The sequence below is a fragment of the Pseudomonas sp. GW456-E7 genome (assembly GCF_059424105.1).
On record NZ_JBWKZB010000039.1, the window covers coordinates 18,422 to 41,728 of the forward strand.

Consider the following 23,307-nt stretch of genomic DNA (forward strand, 5'->3'; position numbering starts at 1 on the left):
GCAAGCCCGCTCCCACAGGGTCTGCTGGTGGATGCAGATTCTATGTACACCCTCGATCCCTGTGGGAGCGGGCTTGCCCGCGATGAGGCCGCAAGAACACCCCGATATCAGGACGATTGAATAATGCTCAACCGCTCCCCGACCACCATCTCGGTGATCCAGTCGACGAGGATCGAGGTGTAGGCCTGCTGGGAAACCGGGTCGCTCAAGGCGTGGTCGGCACCGTCGATGATGCGGTGGGTCATGGAGTGCGTCTGCTGGCAGGCCGCCCGGTAGCTCATGATCGTCGCGTGGGGCACATAGTCGTCGGTCTCGGACTGCACCAGCAGGACATCTCCGCGAAATTGCGAGCAGGCATGCAAGGCCCGGTTGCCGTCGGCCCGCACCAGGGTGCCTCGGTAATCACGCAGATCCAGCTTGTCCAGGTCGCGTTTCGGCGTGTGCCATTGCTCGTCGCGGTACAGCGCCGGCACCCGCAGCGCCAGCCAGCGCACCGGTCGCAGCGAAGTCAGAATCGAGGCCAGATAACCCCCATAACTGGTACCGACCACGGCAATCGCCGAGGTATCGAGGGCCGGGTGCGCGAGCAAGCGGTCATAGGCTGCCAGCAGGTCGCGCAGATTGTCTTCGCGAGTCACCCGGGACAATGGAATGCCTGTGCCGCCGGTGTGTCCGCGCAGGTCGAAGGTCAGGCATACACAACCCAAGCCGGCGATGCCTTTGGCGCGTTCCAGGTCCCGCTCCTGACTGCCGCCCCAACCGTGCACGAAGAGTACGCCAGGCACTTTCGATTTGGGGCTCAGAAAAGTCCCGCTCATCTGTTCGTTATCGATGTCGATCTGAATGGATTCGCTTCTAGCCGTCATAGGATTGAACCGTTACGTACTTGAGAAGAAAGTCACTGCTTTGCGCCGGCCCGCGGTACACCTCGATGGCATCTGTCGGCAGCGGCTGATCGATGTAGGTTTCCACCGAAGACACACGAATCGCGCGCATTCCCGGATCGTTGACGAAACTCTGCAAAGCCGCCACCTCGGCACTGCTGGCACCGCCCATGCGCCAGGATTGTTCGAGCACGCCGCTGCGCTGTTTGCCGTCGCTATCGATGCCCTGAGCGATGTCGTAGTTGCGCCGTGACGCATAGAAACGCGGATAGGCTTCATCCGCGGCGCTGTCGAACACTTGCGCCTGCCTGATAGCCATCCGCACGTCATCGGCCAGGTCCAGCTTCAGTAAATCGTCATAGCTGCCCTGCACCACCAACAGGTTCGAGCCGCCATACACCTCCTCGCCCTCGGCGTCCTTGGTCAAGTATTGATCACCGCAATAACTCAGCACCTTGTCGCCGATGAAGCTCTGGCCGACGCTGTGGGTAATCACCTGATCAAGATCCTGTTCCAGCACCACACCCTCGGTGAAGGTCGCGTCAGCGTCGGGCCTGGCCAGAATTTCGTCGAACTCTTCGAGGTTCTGGATCACTTCCTGACCACGTCCGGCGCAAGCGTGTATCGGCTTCAGGCGGATCGGTCCGGTGTACAACAGGTGTTCCGCTGCCGGGCGAGCATCCTTCAGGCAGAACACGCTGAGACCGTCGAGTACGACGCTGCGTACCCGCTGGGAAAACAATGGAGCCCAGCCTGGCGGCGCATGGGCATGGTGGTTGAGCAGCCCATGACTGATGGCTTTGGTGCAGATGAAATCATGGTCGACATAACCACCCCACAAATCCTCCGGCCCCTTGACCCCCAGTTGCCGGGCAGCCGCAGCGCCCACCAGCGTCTGGGTCGGCAACAGGTAGAGGTCCCGACCGTCGTGCAATTGCGGATCGTAACTGCCGCCGTACTTGAGTCCCATTATCTGCGCCAGCCAACGCGCCAGCGCACGGTTTGTCTCGACTTCGTGCAGCGGCGCGTCGGCGCGTACCGAATGGGCAACCACCAGTTTCTTGCGGTTTGTTGGGGTCATGCATCCCCCTTCAATCGACGCTTGATGAATGTAGTTGAAGGGGTGCAGGGATCAGGCCAAGGCCCGTTACGGAAAGAGGGGTTTTAAATCAGCCCGTTGCGTACAAAGTGATGGCATGGGGCCTGTTTTATTCTGCACGATGCCCTTTGAAACTCCGGCATTTTGCACGACTCCAGCCCACACACCCGACCCTGTGGGAGCGAGCTTGCTCGCGATAGCGGTGTTCCAGACACATCAATGTTGAATGTCATGCCCTCATCGCGAGCAAGCTCGCTCCCACAGGAGATCGGGGGTGATGCGACTACCGTGCAACCGATCCAGGGCTCACCCCGAACCGCATCCGATAATCACTCGGCGCCAGCCCGGTGATTTTCTTGAATGTCGCGCGAAACGCGCCGGGGTCCTGATAACCCACGGTCCAGGCGATATGGTCGATGGTGCCGTTGGTGAATTCGAGCATTTCCCGGGCCTTGCCGACTCGCAGATGCTGGCAGTATTCGGTGGGTTTGAGCCCGGTGGCCGAACGGAAACGTCGCAGGAAGGTGCGCTCTTCCAGCCCTGCCTTTTCGGCCATCGCCGTCAGCGATACCTCGGTCGCCCCGGTGCTTTGCAACCAGTGTTGCACCTTGAGAATCGCCGCATCGCCATGACTGAGGATCGGCGCAAAATTGCTGCCGCACTCGCTGGCGCTGTCGCTGTGTTCCACCACCAGAAAACGCGCGGTACTGGTGGCAATGCTCGGTCCCAACAGGCGGTTGACCAGGCGAAGACCCAGTTCAGACCATGCCATCAGTCCGGCGGTGGTGATCAGGTCGCCGTCATCGACAATCGGTGTATCGGCCTTGAGCCGTATCGCCGGATAACGTTCGGCAAAACTCTTGGCCGAGGTCCAGTGGGTGGTGGCGCTGCGGCCGTCGAGCAGACCGCTTTCAGCCAACAGGATCGAGCCCACGCAAACCCCGCCCAGTGTCGCGCCGCTGGCATGTTGCTCGCGCAACCAGCGGATCAAGCCCTGTGGCGCCTGGCCCTCGGAAAAGCCGGCAATCGATGGCGGGATCAACACGGCCACCAGGGCACGCTCCGGGCCGGGATGACTGTCGAAGACCCGGGCTGGCGGCTGATCACCCTCGACCTGCCAATGGCTGACGCGCAGCAGGGGCAGTTGCGCAGCCTGATGCTCGGCGGCGATCCGGTTGGCCACCCCGAACAAGTCCGTCAAGCCATGCACCGCCGCCATCTGCGCGCCAGGATAGATCAGCACACCGAGCTCGGCGATTGCCCTTTCTGCGTCCATTGTCAGTTTTCCCCCTCTTATTGTCGGTGCGGCCAATCCCCGGACCGCCTGCCAGCGCCAATACTTCATTCCACACCCAAACACACTTCGAGGAAACAGTCATGGCCAAGCAAGCGCTCATCGTAGTCGATATCCAGAACGACTACTTCCCCCAAGGCAAGTGGCCACTGGTCGGCGCCGATGCCGCCGCCGACAACGCCGTCCGCCTGATCAAGGCCTTCCGTGATGCCGGTGATCCGGTGGTGCATATCCGCCACGAATTCACCTCCGCAGAGGCGCCGTTCTTCACCCCGCACTCCGAAGGCGCGAAGCTGCATCCCAAAGTGATCAACCGCCCTGACGAACCGGTGGTGCTCAAGCACTTCGTCAACTCGTTCCGCGAAACCGAGCTGAAATCGATCCTCGACGAGCAAGGCATCAAGGAACTGGTGGTCGTGGGCAGCATGAGCCACATGTGCGTCGACGGCATCACCCGTGCGGCGGCGGACTTCGGCTACACGGTGACCGTGATCCACGACGCCTGCGCCACCCGTGACCTGGAGTTCAATGGCGTGACGGTGCCGGCGGCCCAGGTTCATGCGGCGTTCATGGCGTCCCTGGCATTTGCGTATGCCAGCGTGGTGTCGGCCGACGAGTTCCTGATAGGAAGCCAGAACGTGTAACCCTCATTCAGGACGAGACAGCAAAAATGAAAAAGCCCATGGCCTCACATGCCATGGGCTTTTTATTGCCAGTGAGTCTGGACGATCTGCATCGAACGCAATACCGCCAGAATCCTGGAAAGTCATGCCAAAGCCAACAATCACTCCACTCCCTACGCATACGCGGGGGATGTTGCTTTCACCCATGCCACTTTCTGGATAACTCACTGGAAGCCTGAACAATGAACAGCATGAATATCAGCACTGACAGCCTGTCGAAAAAAACATCCCTCGGACTCACCACCATGGCGATCGGGACCTACGGCATTTACTTTGCCCTTGCCGTTATCTACTTCTGGTTCGGCGGAATGAAATTTACTCACTATGAAGCAGAGGGACTGGTGCCTCTGGTGAGCAACAGCCCTTTCCTGGGTTGGGTCTATGACCTTATCAGTGTCGATCTGTTTTCCAGTTTGCTCGGTGTCCTGGAGATTTCCATCGGTGTACTGATTGCAGGCCGCCTGCTGTCACCAAAGCTTTCCTTGATCGGAGGCGCCTTGTCTGCCGGGTTATTTTTCACCACCTTGAGCTTTATGTTCTCGACGCCCGGAGTGATTGAGCCAGGCCTTGGTTTCCCGGCCATTACGGTCGCGCCAGGCCAGTTCCTGCTCAAGGACATCGGCTTGCTTGCCGCCTCCCTGTTCGTGGCGGGCCATTCGCTGACCAGACTGCAAACTCCTTGAGCTGACAACCTCATCCGCCGATGGCCTGAATCAGCTCAATGCATTCAGGTCATCGTCATCCTCAGCCAGTACGCCGCCCTCAGCCGCCAGGGACTTCATCCAGTCCCGTGGACTGCAGCCGGTCTTGCGGCGAAACGCACGGGCAAGCGCCGACGGACTTTCATAGCCCACCTCATCGGCGATCAGCGTAATCGGCCGCCCCTCCCGCAGGCGCTTCTGCGCCAGACTGATACGCCAGCTCAAAAGATAATCCAGCGGTGTTTGCCCCAGAACCGCGCGAAAATGCACAGCAAAAGCGGCGCGGGACATGTTCGATTCATTAGCCAACTCGGCCACTGACCAGGCCCGCTGAGGTTGGTTGTGCATCTGAATCAACGAGCGCGACAGCCGCACGTCGGCCAACCCGGCCATCATTCCAGTGCTCAACTGCTGGTGGTCAAGCAAATGCCGGAGCAGCAGGATGATCAACAGTTCGAACAAACGATCAAGCACCGCCTCCCTGCCACAATGCCCGGCGCCAGCTTCACCGAACAGCCATCTCAGGGTGTCGGCCAGCAACGGCAGCTCATCCAGAGGCAATATCAGAAGATCGGGGAGCGAAGCAGATATCGGATTACTGGCGCCGCCATCGAACAGCATCGACGCGCATAACAGCTGAGCACCTTCAGTGTCACTGGCGATGAGCTGATGTCGGTTGGGGCGTGGCAGGAAAACCAGGCTGGGGCGAGTGAGCAACAACTCACTCCTCCCCAGGCCTTTCAACGTGACAGAGCCGGCCTGCAACAGGTGAATATGGCCGCGCTGGTCGGCGCCATCGTAGGACGCCACGCCGCAAAGCTTGCCGCTGTAAAACAGGTGCGCGCGCACTCCGAACTGTGACAACAACGTAGACAGGCGATCCATAGGGCAACTCTGCACAGGGTCTGGACCCATAGCAGAGTATCACTGCGCGCTGACGGCTGGACGGTCCTCGATCCCGGCGAGGAATGCCTTGGTAAAAATGCAAAAAAGCCCGGCATCCATAAGGAGGCCGGGCTTTTTCAGGTTCTATTCTTCGGTGAAAGAATCAGAACGGGATATCGTCATCAAAGCTGTCGAAATCCGGAGCCGGTTGCGGTGCGGCCTGTTGAGGGGCCGGACGCTGTGGCTGCTGTTGCGGAGCAGGACGTTGAGCCTGCTGGCGCGGAGCGGATTGCTGGTAGTTGTTACCGCCACCCTGGCCCTGCTGGTCGCCCTGTGGACGACCGCCGAGCAGTTGCATGGTGCCTTGCATGTCGACCACGATTTCGGTGGTGTAACGCTTGATACCGTCTTTTTCCCACTCGCGGGTCTGCAGCTTGCCTTCGATGTACACCTGCGAACCTTTACGCAGGTATTCGCCGGCGATTTCCGCAACCTTGCCGAACATCGACACACGGTGCCATTCGGTCTTTTCGACTTTCTGACCGGTTTGCTTGTCGGTCCACTGTTCGCTGGTCGCCAGACTCAGGTTGGTCACGGCGTTACCGTTAGGCAAGTAGCGAACTTCGGGATCCTGGCCGCAAGTGCCGACCAATATGACTTTGTTAACCCCACGGGCCATAACGTTCTCCTAGGCTACGCACGCTGCCCCGGCCGGGTTGTTCACCAGGCGCTCAAGGGTGGTGCGATCCAATAGTTCGGTGTCCAGTTTGATGTAAATCGCCGCCTCTTCCGCGACGATGACTGCATCTGTTACCCCTACGACCGCCTTCAGGCGCTCGACCAGACCCGCTTCGCGGATCGCCTCGGGCGACAACGGCAAGCGCAGGCTTGTGACGTAGGGAGGTTCGCGCATGGTAACAGCAAAGGCCAGCCAGAGGGCAGCGAGACCGGCGCATCCGAGGAACACAACCGACAGACCGCCATGCTGGAACAGCCAGCCACCGAGGATTCCCCCCAGTGCCGAGCCGAGGAACTGGCTGGTGGAATAAACCCCCATCGCCGTGCCCTTGCCGCCTGCCGGTGAAACCTTGCTGATCAGCGACGGCAATGAAGCCTCCAGCAGATTGAACGCGGTGAAGAACACCACCGTACCGATCACCAGAGACCGCAAGCTGTCGCCGAACTGCCAGAAGAATAGCTCAGTGAGCATCAACGTCACGACGGCGCCGAGTAAAACTCGTTTCATTTTGCGTTTCTTCTCGCCGTAGATAATGAACGGGATCATGGCGAAGAAAGAAATCAGCAGCGCGGTCAGGTACACCCACCAGTGCTGCTCTTTGGGCAGCCCGGCTTTCTCGACCAGCGCCAGGGGCAAGGCGACGAAGCTGGACATCAACATCGCGTGCAAGACAAAAATGCCCAAATCCAGGCGCAGCAGATCCGGATGCTTGAGGGTCGGGATCAACGCCTGGCGCGCGACACCGGACTCGCGGTGCTGCAACGGGCCGGTGGAGCGCGGCACCATGAACATCACGATCACGATGCCGAACAGCGCCATGCCGCCGGTGGCCAGGAACAACCCGGACAACCCGAACGCGCGGGTCAGCAGCGGGCCGACGACCATGGCCACCGCAAACGACAGGCCGATGGTCATGCCGATCATGGCCATGGCCTTGGTCCTGTGCTGCTCGCGGGTCAGGTCGGACAGCAAGGCCATGACCGCAGCGGAAATCGCCCCGGCACCCTGCAGGATTCGCCCGGCGATCACGCCCCAGATCGAATCGGCATTGGCGGCCAGCAGGCTGCCGAGGGCAAAGACGATCAAGCCCAGGTAAATCACCGGGCGACGGCCGATGCGGTCGGAAATGAAACCGAACGGAATCTGGAAGACCGCCTGGGTCAGGCCATAAGCGCCAATCGCCAGGCCGATCAGGGCCGGAGTGGCACCGGCCAGATCCATCCCATAGGTCGCCAGTACCGGCAACACCATGAACATGCCAAGCATACGGAAGGCGAACACCAGGGCCAGACCGCTTGCCGCGCGGGTCTCGCTACCACTCATGCGCTCGCTGTGGGGATCGTGCATGGAAAAACCTCATGTGAACCGGCGGCGATTCTACCAGTCCCATCGATTGGCGGGGTATATCGCGACGCTTTGACGCGCATTGCTGACACACTCTTCATGTAAGACAGTAACCCTCTCGTTTGATAGTGTGCATCCATCCAGTATTTGGCCGTATACTCCTACGTTTTCGACGCCCGCCGAGCGAGGCCACCTTGGACAAGATCCTGATTCGTGGGGCTCGAACCCACAACCTGAAGAACATCGACCTGACCCTGCCACGGGACAAGCTGATCGTCATCACCGGCCTGTCCGGCTCCGGCAAGTCGTCGCTGGCTTTCGACACCCTGTACGCCGAAGGCCAGCGCCGCTACGTCGAATCGCTGTCGGCTTATGCCCGGCAGTTCCTGTCGATGATGGAAAAGCCTGACGTCGATACCATCGAAGGCCTGTCGCCGGCGATCTCCATCGAACAGAAGTCCACCTCGCACAACCCGCGTTCGACGGTCGGCACCATTACCGAAATCTACGACTACCTGCGCCTGCTGTATGCTCGCGTGGGTATTCCCCGTTGCCCGGACCACGACATTCCGCTGGAAGCGCAGACCGTCAGCCAGATGGTCGACCTGGTCCTCGCCGAACCGGAGGGCAGCAAACTGATGCTGTTGGCCCCGGTCATCCGCGAACGCAAAGGCGAGCACCTGTCGGTTTTCGAAGAACTGCGCGCACAGGGTTTTGTCCGCGCCCGGATCAACGGAAAGCTCTATGAGCTGGACGAAGCACCCAAACTCGACAAGCAGAAAAAACACACCATTGATGTCGTCGTCGACCGTTTCAAGGTTCGCGCCGACCTGCAACAACGCCTGGCCGAATCCTTCGAAACCGCGCTGAAACTGGCGGACGGCATCGCCCTGGTAGCGCCGATGGACGACGAGCCGGGTGAGGAGATGATCTTCTCCGCACGCTTCGCCTGTCCGATCTGCGGCCACGCGATCAGTGAGCTGGAACCCAAGCTGTTCTCCTTCAACAACCCGGCCGGCGCCTGCCCGACCTGTGATGGTCTGGGGGTAAAGCAGTTCTTCGACATCAAGCGTCTGGTCAACGGCGAACTGACCCTGGCCGAAGGGGCGATTCGTGGCTGGGACCGGCGTAATGTCTATTACTTCCAGATGCTCGGCTCGCTGGCCGCGCACTACAAGTTCAGCCTGGAAGTGCCGTTCAACGAACTGCCCGCCGACCAACAGAAATTCATCCTGCACGGCAGCGGTTCGCAAAACGTCGACTTCAAATACCTGAACGACCGTGGCGACATCGTCAAACGCTCGCACCCGTTCGAAGGCATCGTGCCGAACCTGGAGCGCCGTTACCGCGAAACCGAATCGGCATCGGTGCGCGAGGAGCTGGCCAAGTTCCTCAGTACCCAGTCATGTCCGGACTGCCGTGGCACCCGCCTGCGGCGTGAGGCGCGGCACGTGTGGGTCGGCGAGAAAACCCTGCCGGCGGTGACCAACCTGCCGATCGGCGATGCGTCCGATTATTTTGGCGGGCTCAAGCTCACCGGTCGGCGTGGCGAAATTGCCGACAAGATCCTCAAGGAAATCCGCGAACGCCTGCAGTTCCTGGTCAACGTCGGCCTCGACTATCTGTCGCTGGATCGCAGCGCCGACACCTTGTCCGGCGGCGAGGCCCAGCGCATTCGTCTGGCCAGCCAGATTGGTGCCGGCCTGGTGGGCGTCCTGTACATCCTCGACGAACCCTCCATCGGCCTGCATCAGCGCGATAACGACCGGCTGCTGGGCACCCTAAAGCACCTGCGCGACATCGGTAACACGGTGATCGTGGTCGAGCACGACGAAGACGCCATTCGCCTGGCCGACTACGTGGTGGACATCGGCCCGGGCGCCGGCGTGCACGGCGGGCATATCGTCGCCGAAGGCACACCGGCCGAGGTCATGGCGCATCCGGACTCGCTGACGGGCAAATACCTGTCGGGCCGGGTGAAAATCGAAGTCCCGGCCAAACGTACGCCGCGCAACAAGAAGCTGACGCTGTCGCTCAAGGGCGCACGCGGCAACAACCTGCGCAATGTCGACCTGGAGATTCCGATCGGCCTGCTGACTTGTGTCACCGGCGTATCCGGCTCGGGTAAATCGACGCTGATCAACAACACGCTGTTCCCGTTGAGCGCCACCGCGCTGAACGGCGCAACGACGCTTGAGGCGGCCACCCACGATAGCATCAAGGGCCTGGAGCACCTGGACAAGGTCGTCGACATCGACCAGAGTCCGATCGGCCGTACACCACGCTCCAACCCGGCGACCTATACCGGACTGTTCACGCCGATTCGCGAGTTGTTCGCCGGTGTGCCGGAGTCCCGCTCGCGGGGCTACGGCCCGGGGCGTTTCTCCTTCAACGTCAAGGGCGGGCGTTGCGAAGCCTGCCAGGGCGACGGTCTGATCAAGGTCGAGATGCACTTCCTGCCGGACATCTACGTGCCGTGCGACGTATGCAAGAGCAAGCGCTACAACCGTGAAACCCTGGAGATCAAGTACAAGGGCAAGAGCATCCACGAAACCCTCGAGATGACCATCGAGGAAGCGCGGGTGTTCTTCGATGCCGTACCGGCCCTGGCGCGCAAGCTGCAAACGTTGATGGACGTCGGCCTGTCGTACATCAAGCTGGGCCAATCGGCGACCACGCTCTCCGGAGGTGAGGCGCAGCGGGTGAAACTGTCCCGCGAATTGTCCAAGCGTGATACCGGCAAGACCCTGTACATCCTCGATGAACCGACCACCGGGCTGCACTTCGCGGATATCCAGCAACTGCTGGACGTACTGCATCGCCTGCGCGACCACGGCAACACCGTGGTGGTCATCGAGCACAACCTGGACGTGATCAAGACCGCCGACTGGCTGGTGGACCTTGGTCCGGAAGGTGGTTCCAAGGGCGGCCAGATCATCGCAGTCGGTACACCGGAGGAAGTGTCAGAGATGAAGCAGTCTCACACCGGCTACTACCTCAAACCGCTGCTGGAGCGTGACCGGGCTTAACCGGGCGCCATGAAAAAGCCCCTGTCACTTCATCGGTGACAGGGGCTTTTTTGTATTCACTGAATCAGGCGTGGGATTGCAGGTAGTTCTCAAGACCGATCAACTTGATCAGACCCAGCTGCTTCTCGAGCCAGTAGGTGTGATCTTCTTCGGTGTCATGCAATTGAACCCGCAGCATTTCGCGGCTGACGTAGTCCTTGTGCTGCTCGCAAAGCTTGATGCCTTTGCACAGCGCAGCCCGCACCTTGTATTCCAGGCGCAAATCCGCTTCGAGCATCTCGGTCACCGTGGTGCCGACATCGAGATCGTCCGGACGCATGCGCGGGGTGCCCTCGAGCATCAAGATCCGGCGCATCAAGGCATCAGCGTGCCCTGCTTCCTCTTCCATCTCGTGGTTGATTCGTTCGTAGAGCTTGGTAAAACCCCAGTCCTCATACATCCGCGAGTGGACGAAATATTGATCACGCGCGGCCAGTTCGCCGGTCAGCAACGTGTTGAGGTAATCGATCACATCTGGGTGGCCTTGCATCGCCCTACATCTCCCTGCTTGAAAGTTGTAGTTTGAACCAACATGCCCGTATCGTCACTCGCAAGACGCAATAAAAGCGAAGATATTCTGAGAAAACCAGCTGAAATAACGCAAAAACCGCCCAAACAAGGGCGGTTCTGCTTCTCATTTAGACTTCGTTAAGCTGTACGTTGAGCAGCTTTGCGATTGCTTCTCCATACGCCGGGTCAGCCTTGTAGAAATGTTGCAGCTGGCGATCAACCACATCACTCGACACCCCCGCCATCGCACCGGCGATGTTGCTGACCAGCAGCGATTTCTGCTGTTCAGACATCAAGCGGAACAACGCGCCGGCGTGACTGTAGTAATCAGTGTCTTCGCGGTGGTCGTAACGATCGGCGGCACCATTCAGGGCCAATGCGGGCTCTGCGTAACGAGGTGCCTGCTTCGGCGATTCTACGTAGCTGTTTGGCTCGTAGTTCGGCGCCGCACCGCCATTGCTGCCAAAGGCCATCGAACCATCGCGCTGATAGGTGTTGACCGGACTGCGCGGAGCGTTCACCGGCAACTGTTGGTGGTTGGTGCCGACACGGTAGCGGTGAGCATCCGCGTAGGCGAAGACCCGACCTTGCAGCATGCGATCCGGCGACAGACCAACGCCTGGAACCATATTGCTGGGACCGAACGCCGCCTGCTCGACTTCCGCGAAGTAGTTCTGCGGATTGCGATTGAGCTCCAGCTCACCGACTTCAATCAGTGGAAACTCTTTCTGCGACCAGGTTTTGGTCACATCAAACGGGTTCTCGTAGTGCGCCGCCGCCTGAGCCTCGCTCATGATCTGAATGCACACTCGCCACTTCGGGAAATCACCCTGTTCGATGGCATTGAACAAGTCGCGCTGGGCGTAATCCGGATCAGTACCCGCCAGGCGCGCAGCCTCGGCAGGAGCAAGGTTCTTGATCCCCTGTTTGGTCTTGTAGTGCCACTTCACCCAGTGGCGCTCGCCTTGAGCGTTGATAAGGCTGTACGTGTGGCTGCCAAAGCCGTGCATGTGACGGTATCCGTCAGGGATACCCCGGTCGGAGAACAGGATGGTGACCTGGTGCAACGCCTCAGGCGAATGCGACCAGAAGTCCCACATCGCCTGGGCACTCTTCAGGTTGCTTTGCGGCAAACGCTTCTGGGTGTGGATAAAGTCCGGAAACTTCAATGGGTCACGAATGAAGAACACTGGCGTGTTGTTGCCGACGATGTCCCAGTTGCCTTCCTCGGTGTAAAACTTCAAGGCAAAGCCGCGCGGATCACGCTCGGTATCGGCCGAACCACGCTCACCGCCTACGGTGGAAAATCGCAGGAAAGTCGGGGTTTGCTTGCCAACTGCCTCAAACAGCTTTGCACTGGTGTATTGAGTGATATCGCGCGTCACGGTGAACGTACCGTAGGCACCCGAGCCTTTGGCGTGCACACGGCGCTCGGGGATGTTTTCACGGTTGAAGTGGGCAAGCTTCTCGATCAGGTGAAAGTCGTCGAGCAGCAGCGGGCCACGAGGGCCGGCGGAACGGGAATTCTGGTTATCGGCAACAGGAGCGCCACTGGCGGTGGTAAGCGTTTTGTTCTGGCTCATGCGATCTTCCTTCCTCTGTCGGTCTTGAACTGCCGGCTATCGGCTGAGAAGGAGTATTGATCATCAATGTTACACCTACAAATTCATTAACTTGCAGGCATCGATAGAAAATAACTAATGATCAGCCCCCAACCGATAATATGACAAGGGGAAGGATTCAAGGATTATACGAAGGTACATTTCTTACAGGCACAAAAAACCGGGCACTAGGCCCGGTTCTTTGTTTCAGACTGACGTCTTACTCGGCAGATACAGCTTCGCCAGCAGTAGCACGATCAACCAACTCGACGTACGCCATAGGCGCGTTGTCGCCAGCGCGGAAACCGCACTTGAGGATGCGCAGGTAGCCACCCTCACGGGTAGCGTAACGCTTGCCCAGGTCGTTGAAGAGCTTACCAACGATAGCTTTCGAACGAGTACGGTCGAAAGCCAGACGACGGTTAGCAACGCTGTCTGTCTTGGCCAGAGTGATCAGCGGCTCGGCAACGCGGCGCAGTTCTTTGGCTTTTGGCAGAGTCGTTTTGATCAGCTCGTGCTCGAACAGCGACACCGCCATGTTTTGGAACATGGCCTTGCGGTGCGAGCTGGTGCGGCTCAGGTGACGACCACTTTTACGATGACGCATGGTTCATTCCTTACCAAACACTACGTTCGGTGATTACGACGATCAGGCAGTCGCCTTGTCGTCCTTCTTAAGACTTGCAGGCGGCCAGTTGTCGAGGCGCATGCCGAGGGACAGACCGCGGGAGGCCAGAACGTCCTTGATTTCAGTCAAGGATTTCTTGCCCAGGTTCGGAGTCTTCAACAGTTCCACTTCGGTACGCTGAATCAGGTCACCGATGTAGTAAATGTTTTCCGCCTTAAGGCAGTTAGCCGAACGTACAGTCAGTTCCAGATCGTCAACCGGGCGAAGCAGGATCGGATCGATCTCGTCTTCCTGCTCGACAACCACTGGCTCACTGTCACCCTTGAGGTCGACGAACGCAGCCAACTGCTGTTGCAGGATGGTTGCAGCGCGGCGAATAGCCTCTTCAGGATCCAGAGTACCGTTGGTTTCCAGATCAATAACCAGCTTGTCCAGGTTAGTACGCTGCTCGACACGGGCGTTTTCCACCACGTATGCGATACGGCGAACCGGGCTGAACGAAGAGTCAAGCTGCAAGCGACCGATGCTGCGGCTTTCGTCTTCATCGCTCTGACGCGAGTCTGCCGGTTCATAACCACGACCACGAGCTACTACGAGCTTCATGTTCAGGGCGCCGTTAGACGCCAGGTTAGCGATTACGTGATCGGGATTAACGATCTCGACATCATGATCCAGCTGAATATCGGCAGCGGTAACCACCCCCGAACCCTTCTTCGACAAGGTCAGCGTAACTTCGTCACGACCGTGCAGCTTGATAGCCAGACCTTTAAGGTTCAACAGGATTTCAATGACGTCTTCCTGTACACCTTCGATGGCGCTGTACTCGTGGAGCACACCGTCAATCTCGGCCTCGACTACTGCACAGCCGGGCATTGAGGACAACAGGATGCGGCGCAGCGCGTTGCCCAGGGTATGGCCGAAACCACGCTCGAGAGGCTCGAGAGTGATCTTGGCGCGGGTTGGACTGACAACCTGCACATCAATGTGGCGGGGTGTCAGGAACTCATTTACCGAAATCTGCATGGATGCACCTATTTTCTAGCCCTTACTTGGAGTAGAGCTCGACAATCAGGCTTTCGTTGATGTCGGCGGACAGATCACTGCGAGCTGGAACGTTCTTGAAAACGCCCGACTTCTTCTCAGTGTCTACTTCTACCCATTCTACGCGGCCACGTTGGGCACACAGATCGAGAGCTTGGACAATGCGAAGTTGATTTTTTGCTTTCTCGCGAACAGCAACCACGTCACCAGCACGAACCTGGTAGGACGGAACGTTAACGGTCTGACCGTTTACGCTGATCGACTTGTGCGATACCAGCTGACGGGATTCGGCACGAGTCGAACCAAAGCCCATACGGTATACAACGTTGTCCAGACGGCATTCGAGCAGTTGCAGCAGGTTCTCACCGGTTGCACCTTTCTTGCCAGCAGCTTCTTTGTAGTAGCCGCTGAATTGACGCTCGAGAACGCCGTAGATACGACGGACCTTCTGCTTTTCACGCAGTTGGGTGCCGTAGTCGGACTGGCGACCGCGGCGTTGGCCGTGGATACCAGGTGCTGCTTCAATGTTGCACTTCGATTCGATCGCGCGCACGCCGCTCTTCAGGAAGAGATCGGTGCCTTCGCGACGAGCGAGTTTGCATTTTGGACCAATGTAACGAGCCATTCTTTACAATCTCCTGGATTACACGCGGCGCTTCTTCGGCGGACGGCACCCGTTGTGCGGGATTGGCGTCACGTCGGTGATGCTGGCGATCTTGTAGCCACAGCCGTTCAAAGCGCGGACTGCGGATTCACGACCTGGACCTGGACCTTTGACGTTGACGTCGAGGTTTTTCAGGCCGTATTCCAGCGCAGCTTGACCAGCACGTTCAGCAGCTACCTGAGCAGCAAACGGGGTGGACTTGCGGGAACCGCGGAAACCCGAACCACCGGAGGTAGCCCAGGAAAGAGCGTTACCTTGACGGTCGGTGATGGTCACGATGGTGTTGTTAAAAGATGCATGGATGTGGGCGATGCCATCAACCACTGTCTTTTTAACTTTTTTACGAGGACGAGCAGCAGGTTTTGCCATGATTAAATTCCTGTCGATTCGCTGGGGCGATTACTTGCGGATCGGCTTACGCGGACCTTTACGGGTACGCGCGTTGGTCTTGGTACGCTGACCGCGCACTGGAAGACCGCGACGATGACGCAGACCGCGATAGCAACCGAGGTCCATCAAGCGCTTGATTTTCATGTTGATTTCGCGACGCAGGTCACCTTCAGTGGTGAACTTCGCCACTTCGCCACGCAGCTGTTCAATCTGCTCGTCGCTCAGATCTTTGATCTTTGCTGCTGGGTTTACCCCAGTCTCCGCACAAATTTTCTGTGCAGTAGTGCGACCAACACCATAGATGTAGGTCAGCGAGATAACAGTATGCTTGTTATCTGGAATGTTAACGCCTGCAATACGGGCCATTCAGTGGGACTCCAATTGACAGCTACCTACGCCCCGGAAGCCAAGAAATAGGGCGCGAGATAATATCGCTGTAATAACAAATAATCAACCCGGCAGCGCACTAGCTGCCGGGCTTGAAGCACAATCACACTCAGCCTTGGCGCTGTTTGTGACGCGGTTCCGCGCTGCAAATTACTCGAACAACACCTTCGCGGCGAATAATCTTGCAGTTACGGCACAGCTTTTTCACCGATGCACGAACTTTCATCACCAACTCCTCGAACCTTATGGGTCAGCGCAGCATGCCGCTGCCGTAACCCTTCAGGTTGGCTTTCTTCATCAGGGATTCGTACTGGTGCGAAACGAGGTGCGATTGTACTTGGGACATGAAGTCCATCACAACCACGACGACGATCAGCAACGAGGTCCCGCCAAGGTAGAACGGTACGTTGGCTGCAACCACCAGGAACTGGGGCAACAGGCAGACGGCCGTCATGTAAAGAGCACCGAACATGGTCAAGCGAGTCAGAACGCCATCAATGTAGCGCGCAGACTGCTCACCTGGACGGATGCCCGGAATAAAGGCACCGGACTTCTTCAGGTTTTCCGCTACGTCTTTCGGATTGAACATCAACGCCGTATAGAAGAAGCAGAAGAAAATAATCCCTGCACTAAACAGCAGAATATTCAACGGCTGACCAGGAGCGATCGACTGCGAGATGTCCTGCAACCAGCCCATACCTTCAGACTGACCGAACCAGGCACCCAACGAAGCCGGGAACAGCAAAATGCTGCTCGCGAAAATAGCCGGAATAACACCGGCCATGTTCACCTTCAGCGGCAAGTGGCTGGTCTGCGCAGCGAAGACCTTGCGGCCCTGCTGACGCTTGGCGTAGTGAACAGCAATACGACGCTGACCACGCTCAATGAACACCACGAAACCGATAATCGCTACTGCCAGCAAACCGATGGCAACCAGGGCGAAGATGTTGATATCACCCTGACGTGCAGACTCGAAAGACTGCCCGATCGCTCTCGGAAGACCGGCGACGATACCTGCGAAGATCAACATCGAGATACCGTTGCCTACACCACGCTCAGTAATCTGCTCACCCAGCCACATCATGAACATCGCGCCCGCCACAAATGTGGTTACCGCAACGAAATGAAAGCTGAAGTCAGCAGTGAACGAAACGCCCTGCCCCGCCAGGCCAATGGACATGCCAATGGCCTGGACGAGAGCGAGGACGACAGTGCCGTAGCGGGTGTACTGGCTAATCTTGCGACGGCCAGCTTCACCTTCCTTCTTCAACTGCTCCAGCTGCGGGCTGACGGCGGTCATCAATTGCATGATGATCGATGCCGAGATGTACGGCATGATCCCCAGTGCAAAGATGCTCATCCGTTCCAGCGCGCCGCCGGAAAACATGTTGAACAAGCTAAGAATGGTCCCCTCATTCTGTCGAAACAGGTCCGCGAGTCGGTCCGGGTTGATACCTGGAACCGGGATGTGTGCGCCTATTCGGTAGACGATAATCGCCAGGAACAGAAAACGCAGACGAGCCCAGAGTTCAGACATACCGCCTTTGCCGAGCGCAGAGAGAGCACCTTGCTTAGCCATTTATTCCTCGAACTTGCCGCCAGCTGCTTCGATAGCCGCACGCGCACCTTTGGTGGCGCCGATTCCCTTGCCGATAGTGACAGCGCGAGTCACTTCACCGGACAGCATGATTTTCACACGCTGTACGTTGACGTTGATCACGTTGGCATCTTTCAGGGACTGCACGGTGACGATGTCGCCTTCCACTTTGGCCAGCTCGGACAGACGCACTTCTGCGCGGTCCATGGCTTTCAGGGAAACGAAACCGAACTTCGGCAGGCGACGATGCAGCGGCTGTTGACCGCCTTCAAAGCCTGGAGCAATGGTGCCACCGGAGCGAGAGGTCTGACCTTTGTGACCACGGCCACCAGTCTTACCCAAACCGCTACCGATACCACGGCCCGGACGATGCTTTTCGCGACGGGAACCCGGCGCTGGACTCAGATCATTGAGTTTCATCGATTAACCCTCGACACGCAGCATGTAGTAAGCCTTGTTGATCATCCCGCGATTCTCGGGAGTATCCTGGACTTCTACAGTGTGACCGATGCGACGCAGACCCAGACCCTTAACGCACAGTTTGTGGTTAGGGATGCGGCCGGTCATGCTTTTGATCAGCGTAACTTTAACGGTAGCCATGATCAGAAGATCTCCTTGACGCTTTTGCCACGCTTGGCGGCAATGGATTCAGGAGACTGCATTGCTTTCAAACCCTTGAAAGTGGCGTGAACCACGTTTACCGGGTTAGTCGAGCCGTAGCACTTGGCCAGAACGTTCTGAACGCCAGCAACTTCGAGGACAGCACGCATAGCGCCGCCAGCGATGATACCGGTACCTTCAGAAGCAGGCTGCATGTAAACCTTCGAAGCGCCGTGAGCGGACTTCATGGCGTACTGCAGGGTGGTGCCGTTCAGATCAACCTGGATCATGTTGCGGCGAGCAGCTTCCATTGCCTTCTGGATCGCAGCAGGCACTTCACGCGACTTGCCACGGCCGAAGCCAACACGGCCTTTACCATCACCAACCACGGTCAACGCGGTGAAGGTGAAGATACGGCCGCCTTTAACGGTTTTGGCTACGCGGTTAACTTGAACCAGCTTCTCGATGTAGCCTTCGTCGCGCTTTTGGTCGTTATTTGACATAACTTAGAACTCCAGCCCAGCTTCACGAGCAGCATCAGCCAGCGCTTTAACGCGGCCGTGGTACTTGAAGCCAGAGCGGTCGAAAGCCACCTGCGAGACGCCAGCGGCCTTAGCACGCGTAGCGACCAGCTGGCCAACCTTAGTGGCCGCGTCGATGTTGCCGGTGGCACCATCACGCAGTTCTTTATCCAAAGTCGAGGCGCTTGCCAGGACTTTGTTGCCGTCGGCCGAAATGACCTGGGCGTAGATGTGCTGCGAAGAGCGGAACACGCAGAGACGCACGACTTCGAGTTCGTGCATTTTCAGGCGTGCTTTGCGAGCGCGACGCAGTCGAGTAACTTTTTTGTCGGTCATTTGCTATGCCCTACTTCTTCTTGGCTTCTTTACGACGGACGACTTCGTCCGCGTAGCGCACACCTTTGCCTTTGTACGGCTCTGGTGGACGGAAGTCGCGGATCTCGGCGGCCACTTGACCTACCAGCTGCTTGTCGATGCCCTTGATCAGGATATCGGTCTGGCTAGGAGTCTCAGCGGTGATGCCTTCCGGCAGTTCGTAATCCACTGGGTGCGAGAAGCCAAGAGCCAGGTTCAGCACTGTGCCTTTTGCTTGCGCTTTGTAACCAACACCGACCAGCTGGAGCTTGCGCTCGAAGCCTTGGCTTACGCCTTGGACCATGTTGTTTACCAACGCACGAGTGGTACCAGCCATTGCGCGAGTCTGTTGATCGCCATTGCGAGCAGCGAAACGCAGCTCACCAGCTTCTTCAACGATCTCAACGGACGAATGGATGTTCAGTTCGAGAGTGCCCTTGGCACCCTTCACCGAAAGCTGTTGGCCTGCGAATTTTACTTCGACACCGGCTGGCAGCTTAACGGGGTTCTTAGCGACGCGAGACATGCTTATCCCCCCTTAGAACACAGTGCAAAGAACTTCGCCGCCGACACCGGCAGCGCGCGCAGCACGATCAGTCATCACACCCTTGTTGGTGGAGACGATAGACACACCGAGACCGCCACGAACTTTTGGCAGATCATCGACGGACTTGTACTGACGCAGGCCTGGACGGCTAACGCGCTTCACTTCTTCGATAACCGGACGGCCTTCGAAGTACTTCAGCTCGATGGACAGCAGTGGTTTGATTTCGCTGCTGATCTGATAACCCGCAATGTAACCTTCGTCCTTCAGGACTTTGGCAACAGCTACCTTCAACGTGGAAGATGGCATGCTTACGACGGACTTTTCAGCCATCTGGGCATTACGGATACGAGTTAGCATGTCCGCTAACGGGTCCTGCATACTCATGGGCTAGACGCTCCTAATACAAAAAAATTAGCCTTGCGGCTATTACGTGTCGCCGAGAATCTCCGGGCATGAAAAACACGGGCTCAGGCGAGCCGGGTATTCTAGACACACCCCAGAAATGAATCAAGCCCCAAAAGGGGCTTGATCCAGATTCAAGGCCACCGGTGGTCAGGATCTTGCGATCCTGGACACCGAGACTTTGACAGTACTTACCAGCTGGCTTTAACCAGACCCGGTACGTCACCACGCATGGCAGCTTCACGCAGCTTGTTACGGCCGAGGCCGAACTTGCGGTAAACACCGTGTGGACGACCGGTCAGGCGGCAGCGGTTACGCATGCGCGAAGCGCTTGCGTCACGTGGCTGCTTCTGCAGGGCTACTGTAGCTTCCCAACGCGCTTCTGGACTTGCGTTCAGATCAACGATGATAGCTTTCAGTGCTGCACGCTTCTTGGCGTACTTGGCAACCGTGAGCTGACGCTTCAGCTCGCGGTTTTTCATGCTCATCTTGGCCATGGTCCTACTCCAATCAGTTGCGGAACGGGAATTTGAACGCACGCAGCAGAGCGCGGCCTTCATCATCGTTCTTGGCAGTGGTGGTCAGGGTGATGTCCAGACCGCGGAGAGCATCGATCTTGTCGTAGTCGATTTCCGGGAAGATGATCTGCTCTTTCACGCCCATGCTGTAGTTGCCACGACCATCGAAGGACTTGGCATTCAGGCCGCGGAAGTCGCGAACCCGAGGCAGGGAGATCGACAGCAGACGATCCAGGAACTCGTACATACGCTCACGGCGCAGGGTCACTTTGACGCCGATCGGCCAACCTTCACGGACTTTAAAGCCAGCGATGGATTTGCGAGCGTAGGTCACAACGACTTTCTGGCCGGTGATCTTTTCCAGGTCGGCAACAGCGTGCTCGATGACTTTTTTGTCGCCGATCGCTTCGCCCAGACCCATGTTCAGGGTGATTTTGGTAACGCGCGGAACTTCCATCACGTTCGAAAGCTTAAGTTCTTCCTTAAGTTTCGGAGCAATTTCCTTCCGGTAAATCTCTTTTAGTCGTGCCATGGTCTCATCTACCTAGCAGTGTTCAAGCATCAACCGCTTTTTGGGTCGACTTGAAGACACGAATTTTCTTGCCGTCTTCTACTTTGAAACCAACGCGGTCAGCCTTGTTGGTTTCGCTGTTGAAAATGGCGACGTTAGAAGCATCCAGTGGAGCTTCTTTTTCGACGATACCGCCCTGCACGCCCGACATCGGGTTAGGCTTGGTATGACGCTTGACCAGGTTCAGACCACCAATAACCAAACGGTTGTTAGCGAGAACCTTAAGCACCTTACCGCGCTTACCTTTGTCTTTGCCGGCGATCACGATGATCTCGTCGTCACGACGAATCTTTTGCATGTCGGATCTCCTTACAGCACTTCTGGGGCGAGCGAGACGATCTTCATGAACTTCTCAGTACGAAGTTCACGGGTCACTGGCCCAAAGATACGGGTGCCGATCGGCTCTTGCTTGTTGTTCAACAGAACAGCAGCGTTGCCATCAAAGCGGATAATGGAGCCATCAGCACGACGTACGCCGTGACGAGTGCGGACTACAACAGCAGTCATCACTTGGCCTTTTTTCACTTTACCGCGAGGAATTGCTTCCTTGACGGTAACTTTGATGATGTCACCGATACCAGCGTAACGACGATGGGAGCCACCCAGCACCTTGATGCACATAACGCGGCGAGCGCCGCTGTTATCGGCCACATCGAGCATGGATTGAGTCTGAATCATATAATTTCTCCGACCCCTAGTCCTTAGACTTCCACAGCGCGTTCGAGAACATCAACCAGCGCCCAAGACTTGGTCTTGGCCAAAGGACGAGTTTCACGAATAGTGACTTTGTCGCCGATGTGGCACTGATTGGTTTCGTCGTGCGCGTGCAGCTTAGTCGAACGCTTAACGTATTTACCGTAGATCGGGTGCTTAACGCGACGCTCGATCAGAACGGTGATGGTTTTGTCCATCTTGTCGCTGACAACACGGCCAGTCAGCGTACGGACAGTTTTTTCGGCTTCAGCCATGATTACTTACCTGCCTGCTGGTTGAGCACAGTCTTCACGCGAGCGATGTCACGCTTAACTTGCGAGAGCAGATGAGACTGCCCCAACTGGCCAGTTGCTTTCTGCATACGCAGATTGAACTGGTCGCGCAGCAGGCCGAGCAGTTGCTCGTTCAGCTGCTGTGCGGATTTTTCACGAAGTTCATTCGCTTTCATCACATCACCGTCCGTTTAACAAAGGAGGTGGCGAGCGGCAGCTTTGCAGCAGCCAGGGCGAAAGCCTCACGCGCCAGCTCTTCAGAAACACCCTCGATTTCATACAGGACTTTGCCTGGCTGAATCTGGGCAACCCAGTACTCCACGTTACCCTTACCTTTACCCATACGAACCTCGAGAGGTTTTTTGGAGATCGGCTTGTCCGGGAATACACGGATCCAGATCTTGCCGCCACGTTTTACGTGACGGGTCAGAGCACGACGCGCTGACTCGATCTGACGAGCGGTGAGACGACCACGAGCAACAGACTTCAGCGCGAACTCGCCGAAGCTGACTTTGCTACCGCGCAATGCCAGGCCACGGTTGTGACCAGTCATTTGCTTGCGGAACTTCGTACGCTTTGGTTGCAACATTTGGCGTACCCCTTACTTAGCAGCTTTTTTACGAGGCGCTGGTGCTTGTGGTTTCAGTTCTTCTTGGCGACCACCAATTACTTCGCCTTTGAAGATCCAAACCTTTACACCGATCACACCGTAAGTGGTGTGAGCTTCGTAGTTGGCATAGTCGATGTCGGCACGCAGGGTGTGCAATGGCACACGACCTTCGCGATACCATTCAGTACGTGCGATTTCAGCACCGCCGAGACGACCGCTCACTTGGATTTTGATGCCTTTGGCACCAATGCGCATGGCGTTCTGTACGGCGCGCTTCATAGCACGACGGAACATTACGCGACGCTCCAGCTGCTGAGCTACGCTCTGCGCAACCAGCATACCGTCGAGTTCCGGCTTGCGGATCTCTTCGATATTGATGTGCACAGGCACACCCATTTGCTTGGTCAGGTCCTGACGCAGTTTCTCAACATCTTCACCTTTCTTCCCGATAACGATACCTGGACGAGCGGTGTGGATGGTGATGCGTGCAGTTTGGGCCGGACGATGGATATCGATACGGCTTACGGACGCGCTTTTTAGTTTGTCTTGGAGGTACTCACGCACATTCAGATCTGCGAGCAAATAGTCCGCATAAGTCCGACCGTCTGCGTACCAGACGGAGGTGTGCTCCTTGACGATTCCCAGGCGAATGCCAATGGGATGTACTTTCTGACCCATCTCTT

At 57.5% G+C, this 23,307-nt stretch carries 32 protein-coding genes; 3 read left to right on the forward strand and 29 right to left on the reverse strand.

The annotated features are described in order from the left end of the window. Positions 1-107 precede the first annotated feature (107 nt). The 3 genes from AC07YV_RS22160 to AC07YV_RS22170 all read right to left on the reverse strand — a co-directional run bounded on the left by AC07YV_RS22160 (position 108) and on the right by AC07YV_RS22170 (position 3,259). Complete coding sequence (locus tag AC07YV_RS22160; RefSeq protein WP_102701274.1) at positions 108-866, reverse strand: alpha/beta hydrolase family protein; 759 nt, start codon at positions 864-866, stop codon at positions 108-110. Next, positions 856-1,965, reverse strand: coding sequence for a DUF3182 family protein (locus AC07YV_RS22165; protein WP_102701275.1), 1,110 nt, complete (start codon positions 1,963-1,965; stop codon positions 856-858). Before AC07YV_RS22165 ends, AC07YV_RS22160 begins: the two co-directional genes overlap by 11 nt. A 301-nt stretch (positions 1,966-2,266) precedes the next feature. Then, positions 2,267-3,259, reverse strand: a complete 993-nt coding sequence (locus AC07YV_RS22170; RefSeq protein ID WP_102701276.1) for a GlxA family transcriptional regulator — start codon at positions 3,257-3,259, stop codon at positions 2,267-2,269. A 101-nt stretch (positions 3,260-3,360) separates the two neighbouring features. On the opposite strand from AC07YV_RS22170, the gene AC07YV_RS22175 reads away from it, so the two are divergent. Continuing rightward, complete coding sequence (locus tag AC07YV_RS22175) at positions 3,361-3,921, forward strand: cysteine hydrolase family protein (RefSeq protein WP_102701277.1); 561 nt, start codon at positions 3,361-3,363, stop codon at positions 3,919-3,921. A gap of 221 nt (positions 3,922-4,142) precedes the next feature. Then, positions 4,143-4,643 carry a YkgB family protein gene (locus AC07YV_RS22180; RefSeq protein WP_102701278.1) on the forward strand — a complete coding sequence of 167 codons (501 nt, stop codon included), beginning with the start codon at positions 4,143-4,145 and terminating at the stop codon, positions 4,641-4,643. Positions 4,644-4,673: 30 nt separating this feature from the next. Here the strand turns inward: AC07YV_RS22180 and AC07YV_RS22185 are convergent, their stop codons facing one another. From AC07YV_RS22185 to AC07YV_RS22195, 3 genes are all read right to left on the reverse strand, one after another. Further along, entirely contained in the window at positions 4,674-5,546 is an 873-nt protein-coding gene (locus tag AC07YV_RS22185; protein ID WP_102701279.1) for an AraC family transcriptional regulator, read from the reverse strand. Between the two features lie 163 nt (positions 5,547-5,709). Next, positions 5,710-6,225 (reverse strand): single-stranded DNA-binding protein, encoded by a 516-nt coding sequence (locus AC07YV_RS22190; RefSeq protein ID WP_057400623.1) that lies wholly within the window; start codon positions 6,223-6,225, stop codon positions 5,710-5,712. Positions 6,226-6,234: 9 nt separating this feature from the next. After that, positions 6,235-7,632 (reverse strand): MFS transporter, encoded by a 1,398-nt coding sequence (locus AC07YV_RS22195; protein WP_102701280.1) that lies wholly within the window; start codon positions 7,630-7,632, stop codon positions 6,235-6,237. Positions 7,633-7,823: 191 nt separating this feature from the next. On the opposite strand from AC07YV_RS22195, the gene uvrA reads away from it, so the two are divergent. Beyond that, positions 7,824-10,658 carry an excinuclease ABC subunit UvrA gene (uvrA, locus tag AC07YV_RS22200; RefSeq protein ID WP_102701281.1) on the forward strand — a complete coding sequence of 945 codons (2,835 nt, stop codon included), beginning with the start codon at positions 7,824-7,826 and terminating at the stop codon, positions 10,656-10,658. Between the two features lie 64 nt (positions 10,659-10,722). Here the strand turns inward: uvrA and bfr are convergent, their stop codons facing one another. From bfr to rpsC, 23 genes are all read right to left on the reverse strand, one after another. After that, positions 10,723-11,187 carry a bacterioferritin gene (gene bfr, locus AC07YV_RS22205; protein WP_007970123.1) on the reverse strand — a complete coding sequence of 155 codons (465 nt, stop codon included), beginning with the start codon at positions 11,185-11,187 and terminating at the stop codon, positions 10,723-10,725. 148 nt (positions 11,188-11,335) lie between these two features. After that, positions 11,336-12,790 carry a catalase gene (locus tag AC07YV_RS22210; protein ID WP_102701282.1) on the reverse strand — a complete coding sequence of 485 codons (1,455 nt, stop codon included), beginning with the start codon at positions 12,788-12,790 and terminating at the stop codon, positions 11,336-11,338. Between the two features lie 238 nt (positions 12,791-13,028). After that, a complete protein-coding gene (rplQ, locus tag AC07YV_RS22215) occupies positions 13,029-13,415 on the reverse strand; it encodes a 50S ribosomal protein L17 (RefSeq protein ID WP_007970429.1) in 387 nt (128 codons plus the stop codon). A gap of 42 nt (positions 13,416-13,457) precedes the next feature. Continuing rightward, positions 13,458-14,459 (reverse strand): DNA-directed RNA polymerase subunit alpha, encoded by a 1,002-nt coding sequence (locus tag AC07YV_RS22220; protein ID WP_007970428.1) that lies wholly within the window; start codon positions 14,457-14,459, stop codon positions 13,458-13,460. 22 nt (positions 14,460-14,481) lie between these two features. Further along, positions 14,482-15,102, reverse strand: coding sequence for a 30S ribosomal protein S4 (rpsD, locus tag AC07YV_RS22225; RefSeq protein WP_003176404.1), 621 nt, complete (start codon positions 15,100-15,102; stop codon positions 14,482-14,484). Positions 15,103-15,120: 18 nt separating this feature from the next. Then, the gene (gene rpsK, locus AC07YV_RS22230; RefSeq protein ID WP_002555466.1) at positions 15,121-15,510 is read right to left on the reverse strand and encodes a 30S ribosomal protein S11; all 390 of its coding nucleotides are present in this window, start codon (positions 15,508-15,510) and stop codon (positions 15,121-15,123) included. A gap of 30 nt (positions 15,511-15,540) precedes the next feature. Next, positions 15,541-15,897 (reverse strand): 30S ribosomal protein S13, encoded by a 357-nt coding sequence (gene rpsM, locus AC07YV_RS22235; RefSeq protein WP_009045849.1) that lies wholly within the window; start codon positions 15,895-15,897, stop codon positions 15,541-15,543. 130 nt (positions 15,898-16,027) lie between these two features. Beyond that, positions 16,028-16,144 carry a 50S ribosomal protein L36 gene (gene rpmJ / locus AC07YV_RS22240; RefSeq protein WP_002555468.1) on the reverse strand — a complete coding sequence of 39 codons (117 nt, stop codon included), beginning with the start codon at positions 16,142-16,144 and terminating at the stop codon, positions 16,028-16,030. Between the two features lie 24 nt (positions 16,145-16,168). After that, positions 16,169-17,497 (reverse strand): preprotein translocase subunit SecY, encoded by a 1,329-nt coding sequence (secY, locus tag AC07YV_RS22245; protein ID WP_015097035.1) that lies wholly within the window; start codon positions 17,495-17,497, stop codon positions 16,169-16,171. Further along, positions 17,498-17,935 carry a 50S ribosomal protein L15 gene (gene rplO / locus AC07YV_RS22250; protein WP_003228720.1) on the reverse strand — a complete coding sequence of 146 codons (438 nt, stop codon included), beginning with the start codon at positions 17,933-17,935 and terminating at the stop codon, positions 17,498-17,500. Positions 17,936-17,938: 3 nt separating this feature from the next. Next, on the reverse strand, positions 17,939-18,115 hold the full coding sequence (gene rpmD, locus AC07YV_RS22255; RefSeq protein ID WP_003176408.1) for a 50S ribosomal protein L30: 177 nt from the start codon (positions 18,113-18,115) through the stop codon (positions 17,939-17,941). A 2-nt stretch (positions 18,116-18,117) separates the two neighbouring features. Next, entirely contained in the window at positions 18,118-18,618 is a 501-nt protein-coding gene (gene rpsE, locus AC07YV_RS22260; protein WP_003186035.1) for a 30S ribosomal protein S5, read from the reverse strand. 3 nt (positions 18,619-18,621) lie between these two features. Next, entirely contained in the window at positions 18,622-18,972 is a 351-nt protein-coding gene (gene rplR, locus AC07YV_RS22265; RefSeq protein WP_003186037.1) for a 50S ribosomal protein L18, read from the reverse strand. 10 nt (positions 18,973-18,982) lie between these two features. Further along, a complete protein-coding gene (gene rplF / locus AC07YV_RS22270) occupies positions 18,983-19,516 on the reverse strand; it encodes a 50S ribosomal protein L6 (RefSeq protein WP_003176412.1) in 534 nt (177 codons plus the stop codon). Positions 19,517-19,528: 12 nt separating this feature from the next. Continuing rightward, positions 19,529-19,921 carry a 30S ribosomal protein S8 gene (gene rpsH, locus AC07YV_RS22275; protein ID WP_003186040.1) on the reverse strand — a complete coding sequence of 131 codons (393 nt, stop codon included), beginning with the start codon at positions 19,919-19,921 and terminating at the stop codon, positions 19,529-19,531. A 209-nt stretch (positions 19,922-20,130) separates the two neighbouring features. Further along, a complete protein-coding gene (rpsN, locus tag AC07YV_RS22280; RefSeq protein ID WP_003176414.1) occupies positions 20,131-20,436 on the reverse strand; it encodes a 30S ribosomal protein S14 in 306 nt (101 codons plus the stop codon). A gap of 13 nt (positions 20,437-20,449) precedes the next feature. Then, complete coding sequence (gene rplE / locus AC07YV_RS22285) at positions 20,450-20,989, reverse strand: 50S ribosomal protein L5 (protein WP_003210069.1); 540 nt, start codon at positions 20,987-20,989, stop codon at positions 20,450-20,452. 22 nt (positions 20,990-21,011) lie between these two features. Next, complete coding sequence (rplX, locus tag AC07YV_RS22290) at positions 21,012-21,326, reverse strand: 50S ribosomal protein L24 (protein WP_095059509.1); 315 nt, start codon at positions 21,324-21,326, stop codon at positions 21,012-21,014. 11 nt (positions 21,327-21,337) lie between these two features. After that, on the reverse strand, positions 21,338-21,706 hold the full coding sequence (gene rplN / locus AC07YV_RS22295) for a 50S ribosomal protein L14 (protein ID WP_002555479.1): 369 nt from the start codon (positions 21,704-21,706) through the stop codon (positions 21,338-21,340). Between the two features lie 23 nt (positions 21,707-21,729). Further along, on the reverse strand, positions 21,730-21,996 hold the full coding sequence (gene rpsQ / locus AC07YV_RS22300; protein ID WP_003176419.1) for a 30S ribosomal protein S17: 267 nt from the start codon (positions 21,994-21,996) through the stop codon (positions 21,730-21,732). 2 nt (positions 21,997-21,998) lie between these two features. Beyond that, positions 21,999-22,190 (reverse strand): 50S ribosomal protein L29, encoded by a 192-nt coding sequence (gene rpmC, locus AC07YV_RS22305; RefSeq protein WP_002555481.1) that lies wholly within the window; start codon positions 22,188-22,190, stop codon positions 21,999-22,001. Further along, a complete protein-coding gene (rplP, locus tag AC07YV_RS22310; RefSeq protein ID WP_003228729.1) occupies positions 22,190-22,603 on the reverse strand; it encodes a 50S ribosomal protein L16 in 414 nt (137 codons plus the stop codon). The genes rpmC and rplP overlap by 1 nt, the downstream gene beginning before the upstream one ends. Before the next feature lie 12 nt (positions 22,604-22,615). Then, positions 22,616-23,302 carry a 30S ribosomal protein S3 gene (gene rpsC, locus AC07YV_RS22315; RefSeq protein ID WP_007970424.1) on the reverse strand — a complete coding sequence of 229 codons (687 nt, stop codon included), beginning with the start codon at positions 23,300-23,302 and terminating at the stop codon, positions 22,616-22,618. Positions 23,303-23,307: the final 5 nt, after the last annotated feature.

Excerpts from the sequence above, each read along its gene's own strand:
- AC07YV_RS22210 (WP_102701282.1), bottom strand. The coding sequence starts at position 12,790 with ATGAGCCAGAACAAAACGCTTACCACCGCCAGTGGCGCTCCTGTTGCC.
- rpmJ (WP_002555468.1), bottom strand. The coding sequence starts at position 16,144 with ATGAAAGTTCGTGCATCGGTGAAAAAGCTGTGCCGTAACTGCAAGATT.
- rplF (WP_003176412.1), bottom strand. The coding sequence starts at position 19,516 with ATGTCTCGCGTCGCTAAGAACCCCGTTAAGCTGCCAGCCGGTGTCGAA.
- secY (WP_015097035.1), bottom strand. The coding sequence starts at position 17,497 with ATGGCTAAGCAAGGTGCTCTCTCTGCGCTCGGCAAAGGCGGTATGTCT.
- rplX (WP_095059509.1), bottom strand. The coding sequence starts at position 21,326 with ATGCAAAAGATTCGTCGTGACGACGAGATCATCGTGATCGCCGGCAAA.
- rplN (WP_002555479.1), bottom strand. The coding sequence starts at position 21,706 with ATGATTCAGACTCAATCCATGCTCGATGTGGCCGATAACAGCGGCGCT.
- AC07YV_RS22195 (WP_102701280.1), bottom strand. The coding sequence starts at position 7,632 with ATGCACGATCCCCACAGCGAGCGCATGAGTGGTAGCGAGACCCGCGCG.
- AC07YV_RS22165 (WP_102701275.1), bottom strand. The coding sequence starts at position 1,965 with ATGACCCCAACAAACCGCAAGAAACTGGTGGTTGCCCATTCGGTACGC.
- rpsN (WP_003176414.1), bottom strand. The coding sequence starts at position 20,436 with ATGGCCAAGATGAGCATGAAAAACCGCGAGCTGAAGCGTCAGCTCACG.
- rplP (WP_003228729.1), bottom strand. The coding sequence starts at position 22,603 with ATGTTGCAACCAAAGCGTACGAAGTTCCGCAAGCAAATGACTGGTCAC.
- AC07YV_RS22180 (WP_102701278.1), top strand. The coding sequence starts at position 4,143 with ATGAACAGCATGAATATCAGCACTGACAGCCTGTCGAAAAAAACATCC.
- rplE (WP_003210069.1), bottom strand. The coding sequence starts at position 20,989 with ATGGCACGACTAAAAGAGATTTACCGGAAGGAAATTGCTCCGAAACTT.
- AC07YV_RS22190 (WP_057400623.1), bottom strand. The coding sequence starts at position 6,225 with ATGGCCCGTGGGGTTAACAAAGTCATATTGGTCGGCACTTGCGGCCAG.
- rplQ (WP_007970429.1), bottom strand. The coding sequence starts at position 13,415 with ATGCGTCATCGTAAAAGTGGTCGTCACCTGAGCCGCACCAGCTCGCAC.
- AC07YV_RS22220 (WP_007970428.1), bottom strand. The coding sequence starts at position 14,459 with ATGCAGATTTCGGTAAATGAGTTCCTGACACCCCGCCACATTGATGTG.
- rpsD (WP_003176404.1), bottom strand. The coding sequence starts at position 15,102 with ATGGCTCGTTACATTGGTCCAAAATGCAAACTCGCTCGTCGCGAAGGC.
- rpsH (WP_003186040.1), bottom strand. The coding sequence starts at position 19,921 with ATGAGTATGCAGGACCCGTTAGCGGACATGCTAACTCGTATCCGTAAT.
- AC07YV_RS22185 (WP_102701279.1), bottom strand. The coding sequence starts at position 5,546 with ATGGATCGCCTGTCTACGTTGTTGTCACAGTTCGGAGTGCGCGCGCAC.
- rpsE (WP_003186035.1), bottom strand. The coding sequence starts at position 18,618 with ATGTCAAATAACGACCAAAAGCGCGACGAAGGCTACATCGAGAAGCTG.
- rpmD (WP_003176408.1), bottom strand. The coding sequence starts at position 18,115 with ATGGCTACCGTTAAAGTTACGCTGATCAAAAGCATGACCGGCCGCATC.
- rpsC (WP_007970424.1), bottom strand. The coding sequence starts at position 23,302 with ATGGGTCAGAAAGTACATCCCATTGGCATTCGCCTGGGAATCGTCAAG.
- AC07YV_RS22170 (WP_102701276.1), bottom strand. The coding sequence starts at position 3,259 with ATGGACGCAGAAAGGGCAATCGCCGAGCTCGGTGTGCTGATCTATCCT.
- AC07YV_RS22175 (WP_102701277.1), top strand. The coding sequence starts at position 3,361 with ATGGCCAAGCAAGCGCTCATCGTAGTCGATATCCAGAACGACTACTTC.
- rpsK (WP_002555466.1), bottom strand. The coding sequence starts at position 15,510 with ATGGCAAAACCTGCTGCTCGTCCTCGTAAAAAAGTTAAAAAGACAGTG.
- AC07YV_RS22160 (WP_102701274.1), bottom strand. The coding sequence starts at position 866 with ATGACGGCTAGAAGCGAATCCATTCAGATCGACATCGATAACGAACAG.
- rpsM (WP_009045849.1), bottom strand. The coding sequence starts at position 15,897 with ATGGCCCGTATTGCAGGCGTTAACATTCCAGATAACAAGCATACTGTT.
- rplO (WP_003228720.1), bottom strand. The coding sequence starts at position 17,935 with ATGAAACTCAATGATCTGAGTCCAGCGCCGGGTTCCCGTCGCGAAAAG.
- rpmC (WP_002555481.1), bottom strand. The coding sequence starts at position 22,190 with ATGAAAGCGAATGAACTTCGTGAAAAATCCGCACAGCAGCTGAACGAG.
- rplR (WP_003186037.1), bottom strand. The coding sequence starts at position 18,972 with ATGACCGACAAAAAAGTTACTCGACTGCGTCGCGCTCGCAAAGCACGC.
- rpsQ (WP_003176419.1), bottom strand. The coding sequence starts at position 21,996 with ATGGCTGAAGCCGAAAAAACTGTCCGTACGCTGACTGGCCGTGTTGTC.
- bfr (WP_007970123.1), bottom strand. The coding sequence starts at position 11,187 with ATGCAAGGCCACCCAGATGTGATCGATTACCTCAACACGTTGCTGACC.